The 21,997-nt window shown below is 35.6% G+C and carries 22 protein-coding genes and 3 riboswitches; of the genes, 10 read left to right on the forward strand and 12 right to left on the reverse strand.

Features of this window, described 5'->3' with window-relative positions:
- Positions 1–50 precede the first annotated feature (50 nt).
- Positions 51–773, reverse strand: coding sequence for a small-conductance mechanosensitive channel (locus tag AC1FXZ_RS08995; protein WP_480052718.1), 723 nt, complete (start codon positions 771–773; stop codon positions 51–53).
- A 20-nt stretch (positions 774–793) separates the two neighbouring features.
- Positions 794–1,501, reverse strand: a complete 708-nt coding sequence (locus AC1FXZ_RS09000) for a DUF5058 family protein (RefSeq protein ID WP_480052720.1) — start codon at positions 1,499–1,501, stop codon at positions 794–796.
- Positions 1,502–1,704: 203 nt separating this feature from the next.
- On the opposite strand from AC1FXZ_RS09000, the gene AC1FXZ_RS09005 reads away from it, so the two are divergent.
- Positions 1,705–3,807, forward strand: a complete 2,103-nt coding sequence (locus AC1FXZ_RS09005; protein ID WP_480052722.1) for a helix-turn-helix domain-containing protein — start codon at positions 1,705–1,707, stop codon at positions 3,805–3,807.
- A 201-nt stretch (positions 3,808–4,008) separates the two neighbouring features.
- A riboswitch (glycine riboswitch) is annotated at positions 4,009–4,116 on the forward strand.
- Between the two features lies 1 nt (position 4,117).
- Positions 4,118–4,203, forward strand: a riboswitch (glycine riboswitch).
- 177 nt (positions 4,204–4,380) lie between these two features.
- On the forward strand, positions 4,381–5,019 hold the full coding sequence (locus AC1FXZ_RS09010; protein ID WP_480052724.1) for a trimeric intracellular cation channel family protein: 639 nt from the start codon (positions 4,381–4,383) through the stop codon (positions 5,017–5,019).
- 76 nt (positions 5,020–5,095) lie between these two features.
- Here the strand turns inward: AC1FXZ_RS09010 and AC1FXZ_RS09015 are convergent, their stop codons facing one another.
- Together AC1FXZ_RS09015 and AC1FXZ_RS09020 are read right to left on the reverse strand one after the other, a co-directional pair.
- A complete protein-coding gene (locus tag AC1FXZ_RS09015) occupies positions 5,096–5,317 on the reverse strand; it encodes a hypothetical protein (protein WP_480052726.1) in 222 nt (73 codons plus the stop codon).
- Positions 5,318–5,498: 181 nt separating this feature from the next.
- The gene (locus AC1FXZ_RS09020) at positions 5,499–6,290 is read right to left on the reverse strand and encodes an MBL fold metallo-hydrolase (RefSeq protein ID WP_480052728.1); all 792 of its coding nucleotides are present in this window, start codon (positions 6,288–6,290) and stop codon (positions 5,499–5,501) included.
- Between the two features lie 454 nt (positions 6,291–6,744).
- Between AC1FXZ_RS09020 and AC1FXZ_RS09025 the strand changes: the two genes are divergently transcribed.
- Positions 6,745–7,161: a DUF1284 domain-containing protein gene (locus AC1FXZ_RS09025; protein ID WP_480052730.1), complete on the forward strand. Its 417-nt coding sequence runs from the start codon at positions 6,745–6,747 to the stop codon at positions 7,159–7,161.
- 237 nt (positions 7,162–7,398) lie between these two features.
- Positions 7,399–7,881: a DUF2798 domain-containing protein gene (locus tag AC1FXZ_RS09030; protein WP_480052732.1), complete on the forward strand. Its 483-nt coding sequence runs from the start codon at positions 7,399–7,401 to the stop codon at positions 7,879–7,881.
- 135 nt (positions 7,882–8,016) lie between these two features.
- Here AC1FXZ_RS09030 and AC1FXZ_RS09035 read toward each other — a convergent pair whose 3' ends face one another.
- The 3 genes from AC1FXZ_RS09035 to AC1FXZ_RS09045 form a co-directional block, all read right to left on the reverse strand.
- Positions 8,017–9,558, reverse strand: a complete 1,542-nt coding sequence (locus tag AC1FXZ_RS09035; RefSeq protein WP_480052734.1) for a malate:quinone oxidoreductase — start codon at positions 9,556–9,558, stop codon at positions 8,017–8,019.
- Positions 9,559–10,056: 498 nt separating this feature from the next.
- A complete protein-coding gene (locus AC1FXZ_RS09040; RefSeq protein WP_480052736.1) occupies positions 10,057–10,398 on the reverse strand; it encodes a peptide-methionine (S)-S-oxide reductase in 342 nt (113 codons plus the stop codon).
- 89 nt (positions 10,399–10,487) lie between these two features.
- Positions 10,488–10,598, reverse strand: a riboswitch (SAM riboswitch).
- Between the two features lie 139 nt (positions 10,599–10,737).
- The gene (locus AC1FXZ_RS09045) at positions 10,738–11,307 is read right to left on the reverse strand and encodes a TetR/AcrR family transcriptional regulator (protein WP_480052738.1); all 570 of its coding nucleotides are present in this window, start codon (positions 11,305–11,307) and stop codon (positions 10,738–10,740) included.
- A 240-nt stretch (positions 11,308–11,547) separates the two neighbouring features.
- Here AC1FXZ_RS09045 and AC1FXZ_RS09050 point away from each other — a divergent pair, with 240 nt between their 5' ends.
- Together AC1FXZ_RS09050 and AC1FXZ_RS09055 are read left to right on the forward strand one after the other, a co-directional pair.
- Positions 11,548–12,456 carry a DsbA family oxidoreductase gene (locus tag AC1FXZ_RS09050; protein WP_480053083.1) on the forward strand — a complete coding sequence of 303 codons (909 nt, stop codon included), beginning with the start codon at positions 11,548–11,550 and terminating at the stop codon, positions 12,454–12,456.
- A gap of 16 nt (positions 12,457–12,472) precedes the next feature.
- Complete coding sequence (locus tag AC1FXZ_RS09055; protein ID WP_480052740.1) at positions 12,473–12,778, forward strand: monooxygenase; 306 nt, start codon at positions 12,473–12,475, stop codon at positions 12,776–12,778.
- A gap of 206 nt (positions 12,779–12,984) precedes the next feature.
- Here the strand turns inward: AC1FXZ_RS09055 and AC1FXZ_RS09060 are convergent, their stop codons facing one another.
- Both AC1FXZ_RS09060 and AC1FXZ_RS09065 read right to left on the reverse strand, forming a co-directional pair.
- On the reverse strand, positions 12,985–13,311 hold the full coding sequence (locus tag AC1FXZ_RS09060) for a hypothetical protein (protein ID WP_480052741.1): 327 nt from the start codon (positions 13,309–13,311) through the stop codon (positions 12,985–12,987).
- Positions 13,312–13,694: 383 nt separating this feature from the next.
- On the reverse strand, positions 13,695–14,609 hold the full coding sequence (locus AC1FXZ_RS09065; protein WP_480052743.1) for a cupin domain-containing protein: 915 nt from the start codon (positions 14,607–14,609) through the stop codon (positions 13,695–13,697).
- Positions 14,610–14,789: 180 nt separating this feature from the next.
- Between AC1FXZ_RS09065 and AC1FXZ_RS09070 the strand changes: the two genes are divergently transcribed.
- Positions 14,790–15,638, forward strand: a complete 849-nt coding sequence (locus AC1FXZ_RS09070; protein ID WP_480053085.1) for a CsxC family protein — start codon at positions 14,790–14,792, stop codon at positions 15,636–15,638.
- Positions 15,639–15,804: 166 nt separating this feature from the next.
- On the forward strand, positions 15,805–15,927 hold the full coding sequence (locus AC1FXZ_RS09075; protein WP_480052745.1) for a hypothetical protein: 123 nt from the start codon (positions 15,805–15,807) through the stop codon (positions 15,925–15,927).
- A 140-nt stretch (positions 15,928–16,067) separates the two neighbouring features.
- On the opposite strand, the gene AC1FXZ_RS09080 is transcribed toward AC1FXZ_RS09075, so the two are convergent.
- The gene (locus AC1FXZ_RS09080; protein ID WP_480052747.1) at positions 16,068–17,096 is read right to left on the reverse strand and encodes an AbrB family transcriptional regulator; all 1,029 of its coding nucleotides are present in this window, start codon (positions 17,094–17,096) and stop codon (positions 16,068–16,070) included.
- A 227-nt stretch (positions 17,097–17,323) separates the two neighbouring features.
- Here AC1FXZ_RS09080 and AC1FXZ_RS09085 point away from each other — a divergent pair, with 227 nt between their 5' ends.
- Together AC1FXZ_RS09085 and AC1FXZ_RS09090 are read left to right on the forward strand one after the other, a co-directional pair.
- Positions 17,324–17,890, forward strand: a complete 567-nt coding sequence (locus tag AC1FXZ_RS09085) for a thioredoxin family protein (protein ID WP_480052749.1) — start codon at positions 17,324–17,326, stop codon at positions 17,888–17,890.
- 171 nt (positions 17,891–18,061) lie between these two features.
- Complete coding sequence (locus AC1FXZ_RS09090; protein ID WP_480052751.1) at positions 18,062–19,273, forward strand: MFS transporter; 1,212 nt, start codon at positions 18,062–18,064, stop codon at positions 19,271–19,273.
- Positions 19,274–19,410: 137 nt separating this feature from the next.
- Here the strand turns inward: AC1FXZ_RS09090 and AC1FXZ_RS09095 are convergent, their stop codons facing one another.
- Both AC1FXZ_RS09095 and AC1FXZ_RS09100 read right to left on the reverse strand, forming a co-directional pair.
- Complete coding sequence (locus AC1FXZ_RS09095; RefSeq protein WP_480052753.1) at positions 19,411–20,106, reverse strand: OmpA family protein; 696 nt, start codon at positions 20,104–20,106, stop codon at positions 19,411–19,413.
- A complete protein-coding gene (locus tag AC1FXZ_RS09100; protein WP_480052755.1) occupies positions 20,096–21,925 on the reverse strand; it encodes a MotA/TolQ/ExbB proton channel family protein in 1,830 nt (609 codons plus the stop codon). The genes AC1FXZ_RS09095 and AC1FXZ_RS09100 overlap by 11 nt, the downstream gene beginning before the upstream one ends.
- Positions 21,926–21,997 lie beyond the last annotated feature (72 nt).

Raw genomic sequence — 21,997 nt, forward strand, 5'->3', positions numbered from 1 at the left:
TCTCGCCGTTGTGTGACAATCTAGAAATCTTTTTAAGTCACCGAATCCTTTTATTCTGCTTCCTTCTGTTTTTTTAATTTGGCTAAAAGCATGCAAACCACTACTGTTCCTAGGATACACAAGAACGTCTGTAATGGACGAGGTACAGGACCGAGGTTCACAAATAACCCAAAGGCTATCCCAACTACTCCCCAAGACGGCTTTTTAATTGCAAATTGTGCAATTGCGCCCCCAAATATAGCAGGAAGAACAAAGCGAAAGGCCTCTACTACAGAACCCGGCATTAATGAGATTAAATAGGAACCACCTAATATAACAAAAATCAGAATGGACATATTAACCAATGAAGCAGTTGCTATAGCTAAAGTAGAAGTAAGCTCCCCTTTCTTAGTTCCAGGTTGAGCTCCAACAGCACTTTGAGCCATCGACGCACAAGGGAGACACATATTTCCTATATTTCCAGTTAAGAAAGCAAGATAGGTTCCCGAAACACCTAAAACAGGATAATAACTGATTGGTTCAATGACCCATACAAACATAATAATAGATGCATAAGCTAAGAAGCCAGAAATAATGACCGTCCAGCCAGGATGAAAGCCTAGAACAAATGAAAGATAAAGGGGTACCATTAATGTTAAAATGATAACTGACCAAAGTGTTAGCCTTCCCCAAAAATGAGATCTCTCTTGAAAACTATTGAAATCAAAACTTGAATTTTCTATCCCATTACTTTCACTAACATTTACGTTTCTTACTTCATTGTTCATTGACATCTTTTTTCTCGCCTCCTATGTTAAGATAAGATGTAACCCACCATTACCCCAATAAGTATAACTAGCCCGAGCGACCATTCTTTTAACCAATTAAGTTTATATTTATTTGAGATAGTCATAATGATCGGCATGCAAATAAATCCAACAATTAATACAATCGTTTCAGCCACACCTTTCACCATCTCTGCTCCACCAAGGTAACTAAAGGCCCCTATCATGGCTGCAAACGCAATAGAATTTAAAGCGTTTACATTTTTGCTTTTGCCAACAGCTTTATCTTGAATTTTCCCTAACGACTTAGTGAAAATTGCGGTAAATAATAGCCAACCCATTCCTCCAAGGCACATGACCCATACGGCAGCTGTGAAAGCCTGTGCAGTATAATTAGCAGCACCTAAATCAGCACCAGCTGCTTGTGAACCAATACTCGCACCTACTGTTTCAATTGCCGCTGATCCAATAATTCCAATCCGAATTAACGTAACAGGATCACCAATTAGCGTAATGAGGGATATAGCGACAAATATGATGGCTAAAGAAGGCCCTAAAGAACTAATTGCTCCTGTTCTAATCGCTATTTTCACCTCTGCAGGAGTCATTCCTATAGAGGAACTCGTTTTTGTGGCCAGTCTAATAAATGTAATGGCTTGAAACATAACAACGAAAACGATGAGTGAGGCCAAAATCCAAATCGGGAAACTATTTGCTACCTGCATCACTTGCTCCATTTTTCATCCCTACTTCCTTTTATAGTATTTGTTTATTAAAAAGAAAATTTATTCAATCCCCCTCCTACTTTTTGAATTTTCCGTCTTTTCATTCTGTGGATTTTATTTTACACTTAACATTAAGGATTTACAATGTAGTTTTTTACATAAAGAACGAATATTATATATATATTTTTACATTCAGAGAAGGAGTGGAACCTAAAGTGTACGAAGTTGATTTTAGTCTCTTATTTTTAAAAAGAAAGTTAAAACAGACTCCATTTCAAGTGTGGAGTTATAACTTTCACAAAAATACAACCGTTTTAATTTATAATCAAGGAAATGAAGAAAGTTTATCTCCATCGTTCCACGTTTCTGACAATGACCTGCCATTTATCATAAAAAAACAACAAGGTAAAATATTATTATATTTTTACTACAGTGAAGGAAATCAAATTAACGTGTGTATTTTTCACCATTCTCTAAATCTGTCAAAAGACGAAATTGAATATTTATATTACTTTTTTGCCCTTTCTCAAACAAAGGAAACCATACAAAAAAAAGACATTGAACTAAACAATTTAGTTGATAGTATTCGTTCGATAACATCTAGTCTCGACCTTGATGAAGTACTTGAACAGATCGTCCGTAATGCCCTTAAAGTAATACCGGCTGCAGACGCTGGTTATTTACTCCTGTATGACCAAGAAACCGATAGATTATTACCTAAAGCTCCAGTAGGATTTAATCAAAATATTTATAACTTTAAAGTAAAAGTCGGGGAATCCATTACTGGAAAAGTATTTGAAGATGGGCATGGCAGAATATTCAATTCTAAGATAAAGCTTTATGAGGAAATGGACCTTTACAGTATTTCACCCGAAAACTATTATCATATTAATTCTGCAGGCATGAAACCTGAAGCGGCAATGTGCGTACCTATATTTATCGAACACAAAAAAATTGGTGTGATGATTATCCATCAACGGTACAAGAAGAAAGTATGGGTCGCATATGACCTAAAATTGTTGCAAGGGTTTGCTGTACAGGCTGCAATTGCCATTCAAAATGCACAATATTATATTGAGGCAAATAAAAGATTATTAGAAAGTGAAGAGTTAAGTAAACAACTAAAAGAAAGAAATGCACAACTGCAAAAAAGACAAGAGGTCCATGAAGCTTTAATAAACATTTCTCTCCAAAACAAAGGCGTAGAAACCATCATTCATGAAATTAATCAAATGATCGAACCTTCGTTTTCTTTTTTTAGTATGCTTGAAAATAAATTTCACTCTAGTGATTTAAGAAGCCCTGCTCCTATAAGTACCTTTGAAATTAAAATGCTATTCTCTAATAGAAAACGCCAACCTTTATACTTGGATATAATTATCAATTCTGTTGGTACCTATTATCTATACCCTATTTATAACGGAGTCGTCTTTCTTGGATGTTTTATGATAGCCGTGAAAAATCTTTCTAACAATGACCGAATGACACTTGAACAAAGCAGCTCTGTTTTAACGTTAGAACTAATGAAAACCCAAACCATTACGGAAATTTTTTACCAAAAAATGCACGAACAATTCCAAGGTCTTCTTAGCTCTCAAGATTCTGATCAATATTTAAAACAAGCACAAGAAATCGGGTTAAACCCCTCCTCTTACTACTTAGTTACTATTTTTGAGATACCTAACTACTCTGATTTACAACTATTAGAGATTGAGATACATCAACTAGTAGTAAAGATAAAGACGGAACTACCTTCTCTAGAAAAGTTAATATATGGATTTCACAATAAGATTATATTACTTCTCACAAGTGAACACAGTGATAACTTTATGGAAATCCAGCATAAGTTTCATTCAATACAGACGGATTGGGAACAAAACAACGGATCGAATTTCCGAGGTGGGGTAAGTTTCGCTTATCAAGGGCTTGAAAAGATTCGTAAGTGTTACGATGAAGCCAATAAGACAATCTCTTACCTAACTGCTCGAAATCGGACTGATATTATAAGTTTCAAAGATATTGGATTAAACCGTCTTTTTCTCAACCAACCTTCTCAAGAAATGAAACAATTTATCAATGAAGTCTTTGTACCACTATGGTCCGAGAATGAAAAAAGCAAAGAATTAGAAAAGACTCTTTTAACATACATTGAAAACAACCGATCTGCTGCTAAAACAGCTGAACAACTTCATATCCATATTAATACGTTATACCAACGTGTTAAAAAAATTGAAGAATTAATCCAACTTGACTTAAGTAATAATGAAGATGCTTTAAAATTACAATTGGCTTGCTACCTTAGATCGACTTATTATTAACCATAGTAATGGTAATGCAATTGGGGGAATCTCCCTCTCTTACTAGTAAAGACTTATAAGAAAGTAGTCTTTAAGGCTTTAGAAAGGGCATTAAATTATATAAAATTAAGTAATAAGACAGCTTTTTTCTGAATATTATTGAAAGATAGTTTGATAATTTGTTATGATGTTATCTGTACAAAATAAAATGCATATTGGCGGATGATGATTGTAGGAGAGACCGTAGAGTTTTTAGCACGGCACCGAAGGAGCAAGGCCCTAAAAAACCTAGGGATATAAACTCTCAGGTAAAAGAACTGCAATTGGACGCTCCTCTGGAGAGAGCTATTAGCCACCCACGGGGAATTCTACTGAATTTAAGAAGTAGAGAATCTCTCAGGTAAAAAGGACAGGGGAAAGGTAAGATGATAAGTCTTATCTTTCCCCTGTCCTTTTTGTGTTCAATAGTTTAAAAAGAAAGGATGAGTTGATAAAATAACCCATTTAATACGAAAAGAAAACACAATATACATTATTAGCTTTTATCATTAAGAACTTGATTTTTATAGATTACCACAGTTAGGAGAACATAGTATGGTTTGGGATATTCTTAATATTATTGGAACGATTGCTTTTGCATTAAGTGGAGTTATCGTAGCTATGGAAGAAGATTATGATTTGATGGGGGTGTACATATTAGGTTTAGTTACAGCCTTTGGAGGAGGAGCGATACGTAATCTTCTTATAGGAGTTCCTGTTTCAAGTTTATGGGCGCAAGGCTCATTATTTACCGTTGCAATTATTGTTATGACATTAGCATTTTTTCTTCCAAAGTTATGGTTTAATCATTGGAAAAAATGTGGGGTATTTTTCGACGCCTTAGGCTTAGCTGCATTTGCTATCCAAGGAGCCATGTACGCATCTGATATGGGACACCCTTTAAGTGCTGTTATTGTAGCTGCCGCTTTGACTGGTACCGGAGGAGGTATGATAAGGGACCTTTTAGCAGGAAGAAAACCATTGGTATTGCAAAAGGAAGTTTATATAGCTTGGACAATGTTAGCTGGATTTGGAATTGGGCTAAACATCATTACAGGAACTGTTGGAACCATACTATTATTTATTTTAATTGTTACGTTTCGAATGCTTTCTGTTCAATTTAATTGGACCTTACCTCGAAGAAAGCTAGCTGTCTCATTAAATGAAACTTCGAGTTACAGTGGTAAACAGTAATCAATCAATATGAGAAAACGTAATTAAATGCGTTTTCTCATGCCCTCAAGTCGCAATTCAATGGTAGACAATTTTTCTAAAAATTAGATCCTCTTACTGTCTCTTCTTTCATAATCAATTTTTCTATTTCTAATAAAGCCCCAATCACCAATCCGAATAAAAAAACAAATAAGAATGTAAAGAAGATTCCGTAAGCGATTTCTTGATTCGTATAGTTTCTATAAGCATACATTGCCATTGAGATGGAACTCAGTATTAACGTTAATTGTATTAATGGATGAGTTTTAACTTTGTCCATACCCCACTCTCCTTTACATTAAATAACCTCACTTAATCTTACCATACAAAAAATGTAAAAAATTGCAAAGTGAGTTTCCTTACCCTCTAACTGCTTGTCTTTTCAGCGAAAAAGCGTTTCTGCTTTTTGGCAGAAACGCTCCTTTAGGCTCTATTAACGACGCATCATCTCGCCTATCTTTCTATTTTCTAATAATTGATTGGATAATATTGGCCGAGTTCCACTCATTATCTGATATCTTAATTAGAACTGGTGGATTCGTAAATAATTTGGCATCAATTTCTTCTACCGACAAGCCTTTTTCATACAAATATTTAACCTCTCCCTGGAGATTCTCGAGAAATTCTAGTTTCTCTTGTAATAACTGCTTTCCATCAGGTAAATAACCTGCATGACAACAGAACATTTCGTTGAAGTCATGCTGAAGAACTCTGCGAATGGATAAAATCAATTCAGGAATCGATTCATCGTGAGAGACAGCTTTTACTTTGCGACTTACAAAAAGATCACCCGAAAACAATATCCCCGTATTCGAATTAAAAAAAACAACATGATCATAAGCATGTCCTGGAGTTTCAATGACTTCCCATACCTGATTTCTTGACATCACCGTTTGTTCAAAAGGTTTTGCGAGAAACCCCTCTCGTAATCCCCAAAATCCTTGTCGAAACTTTGGATACTCACTCCCAATCAAACATTCATCAATTGATTTTTCATTAACATAAATGGGGACATTCTTATGTTCACCTACCCACTTCGCTCCCCCTGTATGATCTTCATGGTGATGGGTTAAGGCCACTAAATCAATATCTGCTTCCTGATAAAAAGGAGTAAAGCTATCTAGTAATGAAACGGGACCTGTGTCAACAAGCATATGATCAACAAGAAAAGAGTATATTGTCATTGGCACGTTTTGATAAGTTACCGACCCTTTCAAGCATGTAACATCCGAGTGAGAACTAATTTCGATCATTGCTGTCTCCTCTCTCATTCCATGATTTGATTAAACATTCAAACATATAGCATAAATTATAGTGTTTTTTCCACCTATCTACTATATTGAATCCAAGGGAAACCTTCCATACTTTTCATTGGATATACGCATTGACAGAAAATAGAATAACCGACTTGATACTCACTTTCACTGTTTACTAAAATGCTCAGGTAATGGCACATCCCTACAATAAATTGTTCTGCCACAACTAGTACACTTTCCAATCTTTTCTTCCATTTACATTCTCCTTTTACAAAAGTTTGAACCTGTATGGTTTTAGCTAATGATTCCCTAATTTCCTATCTGCTAATTTTTTATTAATTCCCAATAAAATAATACATAATCTGTTTGGGATGTTAAAATAAACTAAAATGTTAACTTATTAATAAAATATGTTAACAATCATTCAAACCTAAAGTTAGGAGGACGTTTAATGTTTAACTTGCGAGGTCATCATCTGTTTTGCCTTCTTGGTTACCGAGGAATGGGGTACTCTAAAGAATATGTGGAAAATATGACGCGCTTGCATCAAACGTTGAAAAATGACCCCAAAACGTGGATTCAACTTGTAATGGGACCTGATCAGTTGTGTGAAAAGTACCCCCATTCAGGTGAGCACCACTGCCAACACAGCATAATCTACGAAAGAGATGCTGCTATTTTAGAGAAGATGGAACTTAAGATTGGACAACTCTTGCAGTGGAAGGACATTGAATCACGTATCCAAGAACACGTCACCTCTTCGGATATTGAAATCCTCTGTGAAACTTGTTCTTGGCGTTCTTACGGAGTTTGTGAAGAGGGAGTTCAGGAAATTCTTGAAGGAAAAGGCTTAAGAGAGATTAAATAAGTCCTTTTATATGATTGTATCTCGAACCACTTTAACATTACTAAAAATTGGTTAAAAACTTCAGATTAACTTATCTAACAGCTTTGCAACGGAACGAGGAAAAGAATCTTTTAAAAAGTACGAGTTAACAAAGCTTAATTAAAACTTGCAATAAACCTTCACAAATTCGTCACTTATGAAAAGATTTTCAGACAGATATAATCAACCTTATGCTCTAAAAAAGAAAGGATGTTTTGTTTGCCTACTAATAAAAAAGAAGGCATTATTTTTGGACTATTTATGTGTTTAGGAATGGTTTTGATTATGTCTGTTTACAACACAGCTTTGAACGGTTTTTCATCATTTACAGTCAGGAGTATGATGATTCAATTTATCATAACATTTATCGTTGCTTTTATCGTAGAATCATTAGTTGAACCAAAAGCGCGAAAGCTCGCATTCTCACTTCCTTATGATAAGGCAAAAGAAATCAACGTTATTTTAGCGTTTGCTTTTTGTATGGTCCCTATGATGGTTCTAATTATGTCAGCATACGGACTTATTTTAACGGCGTTTGTGACAGGTGTTAAAGGTTCACTTCTCATAGCGTACCTGAAATTAGTTGGTCTAAACTTTATCGTGGCGCTCCCATCACAGTTACTAATTGTCGGACCAATCTCCCGTTTCTTATTAACAAAGTACATTAAACCATCTACACAAAAATCTGAATTTATCGTTTAAAAGAAAAAGCAAACTACCTTTTTAGTAGTTTGCTTTTCTGATATAGTGGGATTTTAAGTCCTTGCCTCTTTAGGTAAATTTTTATTTTCTCTTTGTTTTTACAAACTTCCCAGTCTGTTTATGAGAAATTGTTGCCTAAATTTTTTCGTTCAATAGCCTAGTTTCTACATTTAAAGAATCACCTAAAGACCTACTATTTTCCTCAAATCCAAGCGTCTGCGCTGTTGAAGAATGAACTTCGTCCAGGAGCTCTGGATTTTCCATTAGTGACATGCCATAAGATGGAATCATTTCTTTAATTTTCGGTTCCCACTCTTCCATACGTTCAGGGAAGCACTTTGAAATAACTTCAAGCATGACATGAACGGCGGTAGAAGCTCCTGGAGAAGCTCCTAATAAAGCTGCTATCGAACCATCAGCACCAGTAACAACTTCCGTACCAAATTGAAGCGTGCCTTTTCCTGCTTCAGTATCTTTAATAACTTGCACACGTTGTCCTGCAACTAATAAATCCCAATCCTCGCTTTTAGCGTTTGGAATAAACTCACGTAACTCTTCCATACGCTTTTCTTTTGATAACATAACTTGACCAATTAAGTATTTTGTCAAAGGAATGTTTTTAGCACCCGCCGCCAACATAGTTAAGAGATTATTAGGTTTTACAGAAGTTAGTAAATCAAAAACTGAACCGTATTTTAAAAACTTAGGTGTAAAACCAGCAAAAGGACCAAATAACAATGATTCTTTATTGTCAATAAATCGTGTATCAAGATGTGGAACAGACATTGGAGGCGCACCAACTTTAGCTTTACCATATACTTTTGCGTGATGCTGCGCTACAACATCCGGATTATTACAAACCATAAATAATCCACTTACCGGAAATCCTCCAATATGTTTTCCTTCAGGAATACCCGATTTTTGAAGTAAATGTAGGCTTCCTCCCCCGCCCCCGATAAAGACGAATTTTGCAGCATGCCGTTCAACAGTATCATTATCAAGATTCCTTACTTTCAGTTCCCACATACCATCGCTAGTGCGTTTAATATCATTCACACTACGTTTGTAGTTTATCTCAACACCTTTATTCTCTAAGTGTTCAAACAACATACGCGTTAACGCGCCAAAATTGACATCCGTTCCAGAGTCAATTTTTGTTGCAGCTATAGGTTCACTTGTTGGGCGATCCTGCATAATAAGTGGGACCCATTCCTTTAGCTTTTCTGGATTATCAGAAAATTCCATCCCTTTAAATAGAGGGTTGTTTGTTAGCGCTTCAAAACGTTTCTTTAAAAAAGAGACATTTTTCTCCCCCTGTACAAAACTCATATGAGGCAATGGCATGATAAAGTCCTGTGGGTTATGTAACAAATTACTCTTTACAAGGTAAGACCAAAACTGCATTGAAACCTGAAACTGTTCATTAACTTTTATAGCTTTACTAATATCTACAGATCCATCCGGCTTTTCGTCCGTGTAGTTAAGTTCACACAGCGCGGCATGCCCCGTCCCTGCATTATTCCACTCGTTAGAACTTTCCTCTCCTGCGTTTTCAAGCTTCTCGAATACTGTAATTTTCCATTCCGGTACCAACTCTTTCAAAAGTGTCCCTAAAGTCGCACTCATGATTCCGGAGCCAATTAAAATGATGTCTGTTTTAGTTTCTCGATTGCTCATTTTTACCAACCTTTTCCCCTAAGATTTGCAGAAAAGATGTAGGCGTCACACCATACTAAGCGCGACCTTAGAACACACCTTTTCTGTCTCAATTACAATATCATAGTGTATACATTTAATTATAGATTAACATATCTACTATTATATGATAATTTTAAATTATTTAAAAGCTGGTAAAAAGTGTGACGCCCACATTTTTACCATAGCTATAATTTATTTTCACTTGGAAAAGGTTATTCTTCTTGTAATGGTTGTTTGTTAAAAAGAATTTTTTTAGCTTTAACATATAGTAGACAGCCCGTTCTTATTGATCTTACCCAGTCGGACTCTGTGAAACTAAATCAATACTTTCCTTAACGTTTTTACATTAGCTTTGTGATAAAGAAACCCCTCACAACTAATTGTATCAAATAAAATCGTGCATGTGTGGAGTGTTCTCAAATGTAGTAAACCATTTATTTCCATTTTCCTTGCCCATTTTCTATTCAAGCTATTAAGTTATCGCCTTACTGGAGTAATTTCTGTAATAACTTCATCTTTAATTAGATGTTTAAGTTCGTTTTTCTTTTGTTTAGCTACCGTTAGTTGATGAATAGTAGAAAAGAAAATAAATGATTTATTTTTAACTTGTTGGCTTCCTTTCGTAGTGGGGTCGTGTAAGTCAAAAAATAATTCTACTACTTCCTTATAAGATACTTTCCAGGGATCAAATAAAATATCTACTATATCAATATTTGCCTCTTTTAAATGTCTGATTTGAACATTTTCAATACCACGAAAAACGGTAACAAATGCCTCTTCACTAAAAAACTCACTTGCACCAAACACTGCTCTTTCCATTATGTTCGCTCCTTTGAGCGATAAGCCTTCTATCCATTAAAAAAACCCCTCTTTAATTTAAAGAGAGGTTAGTATCATTACATACAATCCTCTCATCTTTCAAAGGTTAACACCTTTGCAGGAATTAGCACCGTTCAGTCACTTTGACTGATGGTTGCCGGGTTTCATAGGGCCTGTCCCTCTACCACTCTGGATAAGAAGTTTATCGCTATATTTTTTTATATTAACAACTTGCTACTAATAGTATCAATCACTAACCTAAAATTCAAGTACTATTTTGAAAACACTGAACAAAGTACGATTCACGAACTAACAATAGTTGTGGACTAGTATTTAAAACTAAGCTCCCGAACCAAAATTAACTCCAGACATTATATAAGGAATTGCCGACTTGATAAATTCTTCTGGAGGTGTCTTCTTGTTAGTTCTTCTCCATTCTACAGAAGCACCGTAAATTCCCCAGCTCAAAATGACAGCTGTTATTTTTAAGGTCTCATCCTCTTCATCCTTATTTTGTCTTACTAACATATTGTAAAAAATAATTTCGAGCTGTTCTCTAATAATACGGGCAATCGTTTCTTCGTATCCTCTATAACAACGGAAGGATAAAGATTTTTGAAAGTCCGTTATTGCTATGAAGACACTACGTACCGATTCTTCATTTAATTCGTTTTCCTCAAAAATATTACCATTCAAATTAATCGATAATACTTCTGATAGTACCTTTTCTAATAAATCATATATGTCTTCAAAATGATAATAGAATGTTGCACGATTAATCATCGCTTCTGTTGTAATATCCTTAATGGTAATGTCCTTAAATTCCTTTTTACTAGACAGTTCAATGAAAGAATCCATGATCAATTTACGAGTACGAAGAACCCGGGGGTCCGTCTTTGATTGTGTCATTTTGTTGTCACCCCTACTTTTTAAACAATTTCACGAATGTGTTGTATAAACAACAAATCAAATGAACTATTGGTATTGTCGGTTCTCATTATTTACTAAAATAAGATTATAAGCAAATTTGATGCTTCCGTATAAAATTATGGTAATGAAATATAGAGTATGACTTATACAGTCTGTTCTACACTTCGTATTGAATAAGTTACAGCAAAGGAGGAAACTTAATTGACGAGCAACAAAAAGATGATATGTGATTTAGAAACAGGTGTGTGTGGGGAAGTCAATGAGGAAAAGATGGAATTAATTGACCTGAATCAACCAAAGAAAGTGATTGATCTTTATTATGTAACAGACCCTATTTGCTCTCATTGTTGGGCAATTGAACCCGTACTTCGCCGTTTCACCGAGCAATATGGGGATTATTTTAATGTTCATACGGTTATGGGAGGACTACTGGAGAAATGGGGTGATGGTCCAGTTGATCCAGGTAATGGGATCTCAAGACCCCAAGACGTGGCAGGTCACTGGAGGGAAGTCGGAGAATATTCGAGGATGCCAATTGATGGATCACTTTGGTATGATAATCCAATCCAATCATCTTTTCCCCCTTCCCGTGTATTTAAAGTGATTCAAAAAAATCATAATGATACATCTGCAAATGAATTTTTACGGCGTGCCAGAGAAGCAGTTTTTGCATTTAATCAAAATATTGCAGATAAATCCGTAATGATCAATATCGTCAATTCTATTGGACTTGACGGAGAAACCGTTGTAACTGAAGCTGAACAACCTAACGGACAAAAATTATTAAGTGAAGATTTTGAGCTAGCCAAAAACTTAGGCGTTAGAGGATTTCCAACCATTATCATGATTAATGAGGATAATAAAGGGATAAAACTAGTTGGCGCGCGCTCTTTTGAGGAGTATGTTCGTGGATTAAAACAAGTCCTAGCCATTGAAGAACTTCAGCCAAAACAACAACCATCCCTTTCTAGCTTACTCGAAAAGGAAAAACTTTTATTCTCAAAAGAAATCGAAGTTATGTATGATGTCGAAAAAACAGATATAAATGATTTTGTTACTGGAAAACTTCCAACAAACAGTTATCAAAAGAAGGAAATTTTAGGGGAGTTATACTTTACTACTAAATAACAAAGGAGAATAATAAATGGCTTACGTATTACAAGTTGATTTCAAAATGAACGGACCTTTTGGAGATGAAATGGCAGAGGAGTTCTCTAGCTTAGCGAAAAGTATCAATGAAGAAGATGGCTTCATGTGGAAGATTTGGACAGAAAATCCCGAAAACAATGAAGCAGGAGGAATTTATATTTTTGAAACAAAAGAAACGGCTGAAGCATATTTAGAAATGCACTCTAAAAGGTTAGCTAGCTTTGGAATAACAGATGTTAACGCAAAGATTTTTTCCATAAATTCTAAACTTACTGCGATTACTAATGGTCCACTAAAATAAACTATAAGAATGCAGGTGTGTGAGGTAACACACCTGCATTCTTGAGCTTGAACTTACTTCTTTTTGGCAACAGAGTCAGGATAGACTATAATTACAGAAAATTATTAGGTGTCACAGTAATCGGTAACAGACAGCAGTTCCGTTGGTTGGCTATGTGCCTTGCTCATTGTCTTTTAAAAGCTGTTGATTAAAAGGTGTTCCATAACTTAGAAAAGATCTTCGTAATCAATTTTCTCAACCGTTTTCTTCGCTTCAGCAGAGAGCTCTTCTGAGAACTCTGCCATAGCAGTTTGGTTGGAATTTTCAAATGCTTTTACTTGACTGTCCCTAAGAAAATTAGTAATAAATTGTTTCATTTGTGGCAATTCATTACCACGACCTTTCAAAAAACTAAATACTGCAACTCCCATTCCTACTACAGTTAGTAACATACCTCCGTTGGTTTTACGATTAGCCCCAAATAATTGCTGTGCTCGTCTCCCCCAATTAAATACAGCTCTGATCCAACGAATATGATTAATCATTGAATTCATCAATAGAGCACTCCCTTTCATTAATAACCACCTTAAAACTTAGTATTAATCTTTCTCACACAATTATGAGAACAAACTTTTTTTCCGTTCAACTGATTTTACCGTTACATTATGTATATCATGCTTAATCAAGGTTCATCTATGTTCCATGTGACTTTAAAGCTCCCTTTTAGACTATTTGCAGTACCGACTATTCTATATTTTGAATTAATAACACGGGTACCTCCTTTTTTGAAATAACTTTTGTTGAAATTTATTATGAAAACACTTCTTAAAAATACATCGACCTTCACTTTACGAATTTTCTTCAGAAAAGTTTCTTCATTTAAGATGTTTATTAGCAAAGAGAATTAGCGCTACTCATTATTGAGCAGCGCTAATTCTTAATGATTGTGGTGGTGCTCTTCTGCTGCTATTGCAACGGCTTTCGTTTCATGAACAGTTCCGTATGGATGCTCAGGTGGTGCATAGATCGAGTAGAGTTTAATAGGTGTAGTCCCCGTATTGGTAAGATTATGCCATTTCCCAGCAGGAATGACGAACGCATAGTCATCATAAACTTCTTCCTGAAAATATAAATTATCTCTGCTGTCCCCCATTTGGACAATTCCTTGCCCTTCTTCAATACGGATGAATTGATCTAGGTTTGGATGAACTTCTAAACCAATGTCTTCTCCAACATTGATACTCATTAAAGTTACTTGCAAATGGCTACCTGTCCATAGAGCCGTACGGTACGTATTGTTTTGCTTTGTCGCCTCTTCAATATTAACGACAAACGGTTCTGATCCATAATCCATTGATTGAATAGCTTGCTCATTTAATGAACTCATCCTTGTAGCATTTTCTTGTTCACCCGTTAGAGCCCATGAGAATACATTTCGAATTTGTGGGTGTTGAGTTAGTGAACAACTCTTTCGATAAGCTTCATACCCCTCAACTTCTGCTTCATAAGCCTTTTGTAAACCCTCTCTATAACTTTGAAATGGTACTTGTTCTACTTCATACACAGGTTGACTTCCCGTAAGAGCAGTATAAAGACTTATAAATTGGTTTAAATGATTTTTTTTGTTTTCTAAAGCATTAAGGATGTCATTTTGATGTTGTTGATTTGGTGCCACGTTTGCTAATCGACTATAAAGATCCATACATCTAGCTTCTCTTGTTATTCCTGCCAATACCATTTCAGCTTCTTGTTGTTCATTTCTGTATTGGTTTCTTGGCATATAGTTTGGATTATAGACAGGACTGGTGTTATGAGTGTAATAAGGATACGTATTTTTAGAACGATAATACATATGATTCATTCCCTTCATTAGGTTATAAACCATCTTATGCCTAAGTTTAGAGAATGTACTTCGTTTACATAAAGGAATTAAATTCATTCATTGTGTTAGCCTACACCATTTCTTTAGCAGGAAAAAATGGTTGATTCTATTGAGGAGTTCGTCCACACTGTTAGCGATTATTTACATACCATGTTATTAGAAAATATAAGGAGGTGTATTAAATTGTCTGACAAAAAAGACAACCAAAAAAACTCTAAAGCGCAAGAACCGGCACCACCGTATTTTAACTATAAGCCAATAAGGGATAAGAATGCTGTCTCCCCTAAGGTAAGTAATCACCCAACGGAACCAGAATTAACAATAGAACCAACAGCTTTTCAGGTTCCTGTAGTTCTAGCTGAAACAGTGATTCAACTAGATTTAAACCCAACAATTAAGTTCCCAGAGCCTGTTTTGGAAATCAAAGAGATTAAGAAAAACCTTAAAATCACGCAATGTCGTCTACTATTACCAACGAACAAATTATTTATTACTGGATTTGTTCGCAAAAACATTCAGTATGCTACACCACGTTTCGGTTCAAAAGAAGCTGTCGTATCTAACATTCGTTCCTTAACGGTCGATGTTCCATTTAAAGCTGTCACAGAAGTAGATTATATTAACAAACCAAAATTCAGCTTTGCACCACCTACTCAAAGTTCAACTTACTCTATGAAATCTCACCTTGGTGATGGGTTTGCATCTAAAGACCATCTACTATCTGCAGACTTGGCTCAATTTGACCAATTTAGTGGAGAAGAATTTAATGAAATCCCTTATTGTGAATTAGTATCTAGCCGTTTCTTTGAATATGATGAGGCATTAGACCGTAAGATGGGTAGAGTTCATGACGAAAAAGGAAATGCCATCGATGCTCCATTTGAAGAAGGAACATTTAGAGAAATTGAAGAAAAAATGGTAGTAGAAATGAAATTAAAGGTTTTACAAAAGCAACAAGTTAAAGGTAAACATGATAAGCACGACAAGCATGGACACTAAGTAGGAAGAAGATTGGGCTGGTTAACGTATTCTCACCAGCCCTTTTTCTATTTCATTTAAGTTTTCACCATCGCAATAATTCTTCAAGCCCCTTATCCATCTCTGTATCTTTTTCTATTTTATTTGTTGAAATTTTGGATATAGTAAAATAAAAAAGGTGATTTCATTGGATGATAAAAAGAATAAAGATGACACACCATTATTCGATCGGTATAGCTTTATCGGATTGTTAGGGGTAATTTTAGTATTTTATTTAGGTTGGTGCATTCACGAGTTTATGGGCTTATAATTTTTCGATATGGATTTAGACATTGTCTGTTAATGAATCAATTAAAGAACTGAAACTTGTATGAACAAACGATCTCTCTCACTGTTCTTCTAGACACCCATCCCCCCTGTTTTTCATACACTCACATCACCAAAATCGATCTACTTTTCCGTTGTCTTAGCAAATAACTTAATTAAAAAAGGCAAAGCAATAAATAATGCTAAGACTCTAGCCATTTGCAAGGTCGCTACCATCGCCGGTTCAATATTTAATGCTGATGCTGTAGACGCCATCTCCGCTGCCCCTGCAGGAACAATACTTAAAAGGCTCGTAAACCAATCTATTGGAGTTACTAGAAAGAAGATCGTCGCTAAACCAAGGCTCATTATGAAATACATCGATAATGTAGCTCCACTTATAACACCAATGCTTTTAATTTGTTTAAATGTCTCTCGGTCAAATCGCATTCCGATAATGGCTCCCATCACTCCTTGTGCAATCCCTGTAATAAACCCTGGCATTTCTACTGTAGGAAACAGCAAATGAGCAAAAAAGCCTATTCCAATCGCGAAGAATAAGGATGAACCAGGGAATGCAAATTTTTTGCTTAGGATTATCGTAAAGAACATAACTGCAGTTAATAAAGTAAGAGAGAACGCGTATTGATTTACAGAAAAGCTATTTTTTTGTAACCCTTGAGTAATTACCGGTGCATTTAAACCAACCACTAAAGGGATTACTAATACGAACAAAGTAATTCTCGTGGTATGAAAAGCCGCAACAATTTGTTGATTTGCTCCGTATTGATCGCTTAGCGCAATAACTTCTGAAGCTCCACCTGGAAGACAGCAAAAGAAGGCAGTATTGCTGTTTAAATTAGAATACTTTTTTAGAAATTTCCCTAGTGCAATACCCCCAATTAATGTAAGGATAAGGATAAATAAAAACGGAACTAATAATGATTGATAATCTAGAAATTGTTCTGGTCGTAGCATTAAACCAATACTTCCACCTATCATTGCTAAGGATAATTTAAATAGGTTATTTGGAAGATGAATTTTCACAACGAAAAACGCACTTACAATCCCTGTTAATATAGATCCAAGCAGCCACCCCGCCGGAATGTGAAGCCATGAAAAGACCCCTCCTACTGTAACTGCGATGATAATATAGATTATTTTTTTGATCATAGTGATCGCCTTCTTCTATGGTTAAAATTTAAAGGAGGTAATAATGCTATTATTGTCGATATATAATATATGGTCCTGCCTTCCCACTATGTTAAAGTTTACCATACTAAATGAATGGCAAGCTTCAAATGGTGAGATCCCCATTTGGAAACAAATGGATAATGTGCTAGAATGAGACAAAACTAGAAAAATCACTTTAAAAAGTTAGATTAAAAGGAGACACTCTTATGTCATTGAATGATTGGTTTTCTAAAGGAATGACCTATTCTGAATACTTAGAGAATATGACTGTCAATCGCACAGAATTAGAAGGGGTTTACAAATCTGTAGAACTAACACCCGATGATGTTACATATTTTTCAACATTAAAAGAGAAGAATTTGCGTATTATTACGCTATCTGCTGATTGGTGTGGGGATGCAGCATTATGTGTACCAATTATGAAACAGATTGCAGATATCGCTACAGCTGAAATCAGATTTCTCATCCGTGATGAGAACCTAGAACTGATGGATCAGTATTTAACGAATGGGACATCTAGGTCTATTCCCATTTTTATTATCACAAATGAATCAGGAGAAGAGCTTACTGTATGGGGACCACGTTCACCTGAGGTGCAGCAATGGGTGACGGAACAAAGAGCAAAATTGCCGTCTAATGATGCCCCCAGTTTTCCAGAAAAACAAAAGGAAATGTTTGCTGCTTTTAAAAAAACGATCACAACTAATTCTTCCTTTTGGCAATCTGTGATCCAGGATATCCGAAAAAAGTTTGAAGTTGATTTGATTAAGTAAGCCTACGACTAGGATGATTGAATAAAGTTCCCTTGCCTTTTTGTGCTATAATTTGTATATTCGAAATATTCTATTGATGTTGCCTTGAGTTTCTCTCAAGGTTTTCATTTATTTCAGGCTGAAACGTGATTAAATTCGTTTTTATAAAACAACAGCAATGAGGTAATTAGTATGCAAATTTCTCGACCACGATTGTGGACAAAAGATTTTATTATTATTTGGCTTGTAACGTTTTTACTTGCTTTAATGTACTTTTTAACGATGACAACGATAACGGGATATGTAATCGATACGTTCTCTGCCTCACAAAGTAAGGCAGGGCTAGCTGCAAGCATTTTCGTTATTGGTGTTCTTGCAGCGCGATTCTTTACTGGAAAGTACCTTGACATCATAGGTGGTCAAAAACTATTTTATATTGGGCTCATTTTAACCTTTTTGGTCTCATTACTTTTCTTTCCAATTGAGAACTTAAACGTATTAATTGTTGTCCGTTTTGTTCAAGGGGCTGTACTGGGTGTTGCTCTTTCCGTTATGCAAATATCTGTTATGAACATTATCCCCGTTCAACGGCAAGGTGAAGGAATCAGTTATTATTCACTAAGTTTAATCCTCGCCACAGCATTAGGACCATTTATTGGCGTTTTCATAATGCAATTAGGCAATATGAATATGATCTTTATCGTTTGTACGTTTTTGGCGTTTTGCTGTCTTTTATTATCCCTATTTATTGTCATTCCTAAAAGAGAAATAACAAGTAAACAACTCGAAGAAATGAAAGGCTTTAAGTTCAGCAATTTCATAGAAAAACGAGCTCTTCCGATCACTGCTATGATCGGGGTCTTATCAATCTGTTATGCAGGTATTTTATCTTTTCTCGCTTCCTATTCAATGGAGATCAATCTTATGACTGCAGCAAGTTACTTTTTTATTGTCTATTCAGTCTGTGTTCTCGTATCTAGACCTTTCACTGGCAGAGTACTAGATTCAAAAGGAATTCATATTGTTATGTTCCCTGCGTTTTTTCTTTTTGCAGCAGGCTTGCTTGTTCTTAGCCAAGCCGAACATGGGATCATGCTACTTATTGCCGGAGCATTAGCAGGGTTCGGATTTGGTAATTTACAAACAGCGACACAAGCTTTCGCATTAAAAAGGGTACCTCAACACCGGGTTGGACTAGCAACGTCAACTTTCTGGATTTGTTATGATTTAGGAATAGGGATAGGACCTTTCTTGCTGGGCTTTCTTGTTCCGTTTATCGGCTACCGAAGCCTGTATTTGACATTAGCGATTGTCGTATTGGCTTGTACGTGTATATACTATTTTGTGCATGTTAAAAAGAGATCTGATCATAAACATATTAGCCATGCAAGTCTAAAACAATAGCAATTCGCCAAGAAATAGCTTGATCATTATTTAACATTAAAAGGACAAATTCTACTGTGCAAAGCAGATTTTGTCCTTCATCTCTTCCCGTAGGATATTTCCTCCTATGCAGAACCTAATTTTCCATCCATCCCCAATTACGTTCCATCAAGCAACTCCCTTGTCTTCTCCAGTATCTCTTCATCCTTCAAACGAAATTTAAACTCTACTCTTCTAGAAGCTTGATTACTATAGTTTCCTTCTTCGTCGGTGCGCCCTTCAGTATAGGACCTTCCATTGACCGTTAATTTCGTCTTTAAATGCTCTTGAATATTTTGATAAGGAAAATCCCCACTTAGGATATATTCTGCTACACTAAATGCTCTTTGTTGAGATAGCTCTAGGTTATATAAATAGCTGCCGTTTCTGTCTGCGTGGCCTTCTATGATGATTTCTGAAATATAATCCTCATAACCATTTTCAAGTAATACATCTAAATAAGCCGGAACAAACTCATCTAAAAATTCAAACGCCTCTGGTTTTAGCACAGCCTCATCAAATTCAAACAAAATATCGGTGTTAAAGATTAGTGCACCCGTCTTCTCATCAATTTCAATACTGAGAGAAGAGTCGCTAAATTCTTCATTCAAATCCTCAATGATATTAACCCTAACTCCCATAATTTGATCGATCGTCCGTTTCATCTCTTCAATTTGAAATGATTTAATGACCATCATGATGATAAAGATAAGAATAAAACAAAGCAAAATCGCCGTTAATAAATCCGTGAATGACGGCCAAAAATGACCTTCCTCCTCTTCTCGGTGAAATAACCGTTTGTATTTATTGATCATTTGCTTCCACCCTTACACGGTAGCTTTGTCTTCCCACATCTTGTGAAAACGACTGAAGCTGGCGATTTAATTGTTGAAACTCTTGACTCAACTCCTGTAGCATTTGCTGGATTACACGAGCATTTCTTACATGATTATCTTCCGTGATGTCCCCTATTTGCTTCAATTCTTTCTTCATTGCTTCATTAATATCGATTACATATTCGCCTATATTTCTGCTTGTCTTTTCCAATTTATCGCCAAGCGTCCCTTCTAAATTAGCGACATACCTCGATAGTGTCTCTTTTAACACATCGACACTCTGCTCAATCTGATTCTCTCTCTGTATTATCGAGTCAGACATTTGCGTAACAGTACGATTCATCTCATGTAACAATTGTTGGTGGTTCCGTCCTTGTTGTTCTGAATACCTAACTGCATCGTTCAAGTATTTTTCAAAGGCTTGAGAATTAGTTGATTGAGCTTTGATATGATTGGTAAATTCATAGTTAAATTGCTTCAATTCGTCAAAACGGTAGGACAACAGGTTTTGATATTCTCCTTGTGCTCTATTAATAGTTTCAAGCTCATTAGGCAAACGGGCGATAGAGCTTCCTAGTGTATGAAAGTCATTTCTCAGTTCACCTAAATACGTCGTAATCCCAGCTAACTTTGAGCTAACATCACTGCCAAGAATACGTTCAAATTGCTGATTGTTGTCTCTCATCATAATTACAAGCTGATCACTTTGAGCATTCATTCGCTCAAATGCAGCATACATTGATTCCTGTTTTTGGGAGATTGAAGAAAAATAGTCCTTTAAATCAGTAACTGAGTATTGGAATTGATTCATTGTTTCAATTTGAGAGGTTGATAGTTCATCAATTTTTTTATATGTTTCGGTAAATGCACTTGTCATCTTTTCATTTCTTTGATCCATTTTATAAAAATAAGAAAATAATTGATCAAAATTTTTATTAAGCTTTTTTACGCCACTATCAAATCCGTCAGTAACTTCTTTGACATTATCAAAAATAACCGTGAAATCCTTTAAGTTTTCGGACAATCCCTCATTAAACTTTGCTAAATCCTTCGCAGATTGTTGCAAACCGACCGTATATTCTTGAAATCCTGCAAACGATTGAACAATGCTTTGCAAAGATTGTTGATTCGTTTCCCTAAGCTCAACAATAGAAGAATGAATGGTTTCCGATACATCAATAAGATGACTCATTGGATCTTGTTCCCGTTCATCTAAGAAAGATTCCGTTTTTAACATAATATCAGTTAACAAAAATTCTGTATTCGCCACACGGGTCACAACTGTCATGACAAGCGATAACCCCATACCGGCAATACTTGTATAGAATGCTACATCGATTCCGGCAAGCACCAATGCTACATTTTCAACGAGCTGATCTCCAGTTGAATCAATGCTGCCGAGGGACATAGCAAGTCCAATAAATGTTCCTAATACACCAACGAGAATAAAAACAGAGACCGTCATTTGAATCATTTTAATCAAGCTTATGATCGGCACATTAAACACACGCCAACTAGAAAATTTCTTTTGTACAAAGGTCTCGACTTTCACCGGTTCTTTTTTCGTTTTATACTCGTATTCCCCTTGAAACGTATTAACCGGTGCGATGTCCAATGAATTAGTATCGTTGATGAAATTTCGAATTCTTCTCAACTTGCTATATAAAATAAAGTGAACGAAAACGGCTGCGACAAATGTAACAAATAATACCATGAAAATAAGTTCTATAAACGGATTCGATACAATTGATTGGGCTTGCTGTTCAGTCGTAAAAAATGCCAAAATCGCTTCCACCATGATAAATCCCCCTAGCCCATTTTCAATAATTATACTTTTATCTTTGTTATAACTATTCAAAAGTGGGACAAA

Source organism: Halalkalibacter sp. HAAS-P014, from assembly GCF_056619965.1.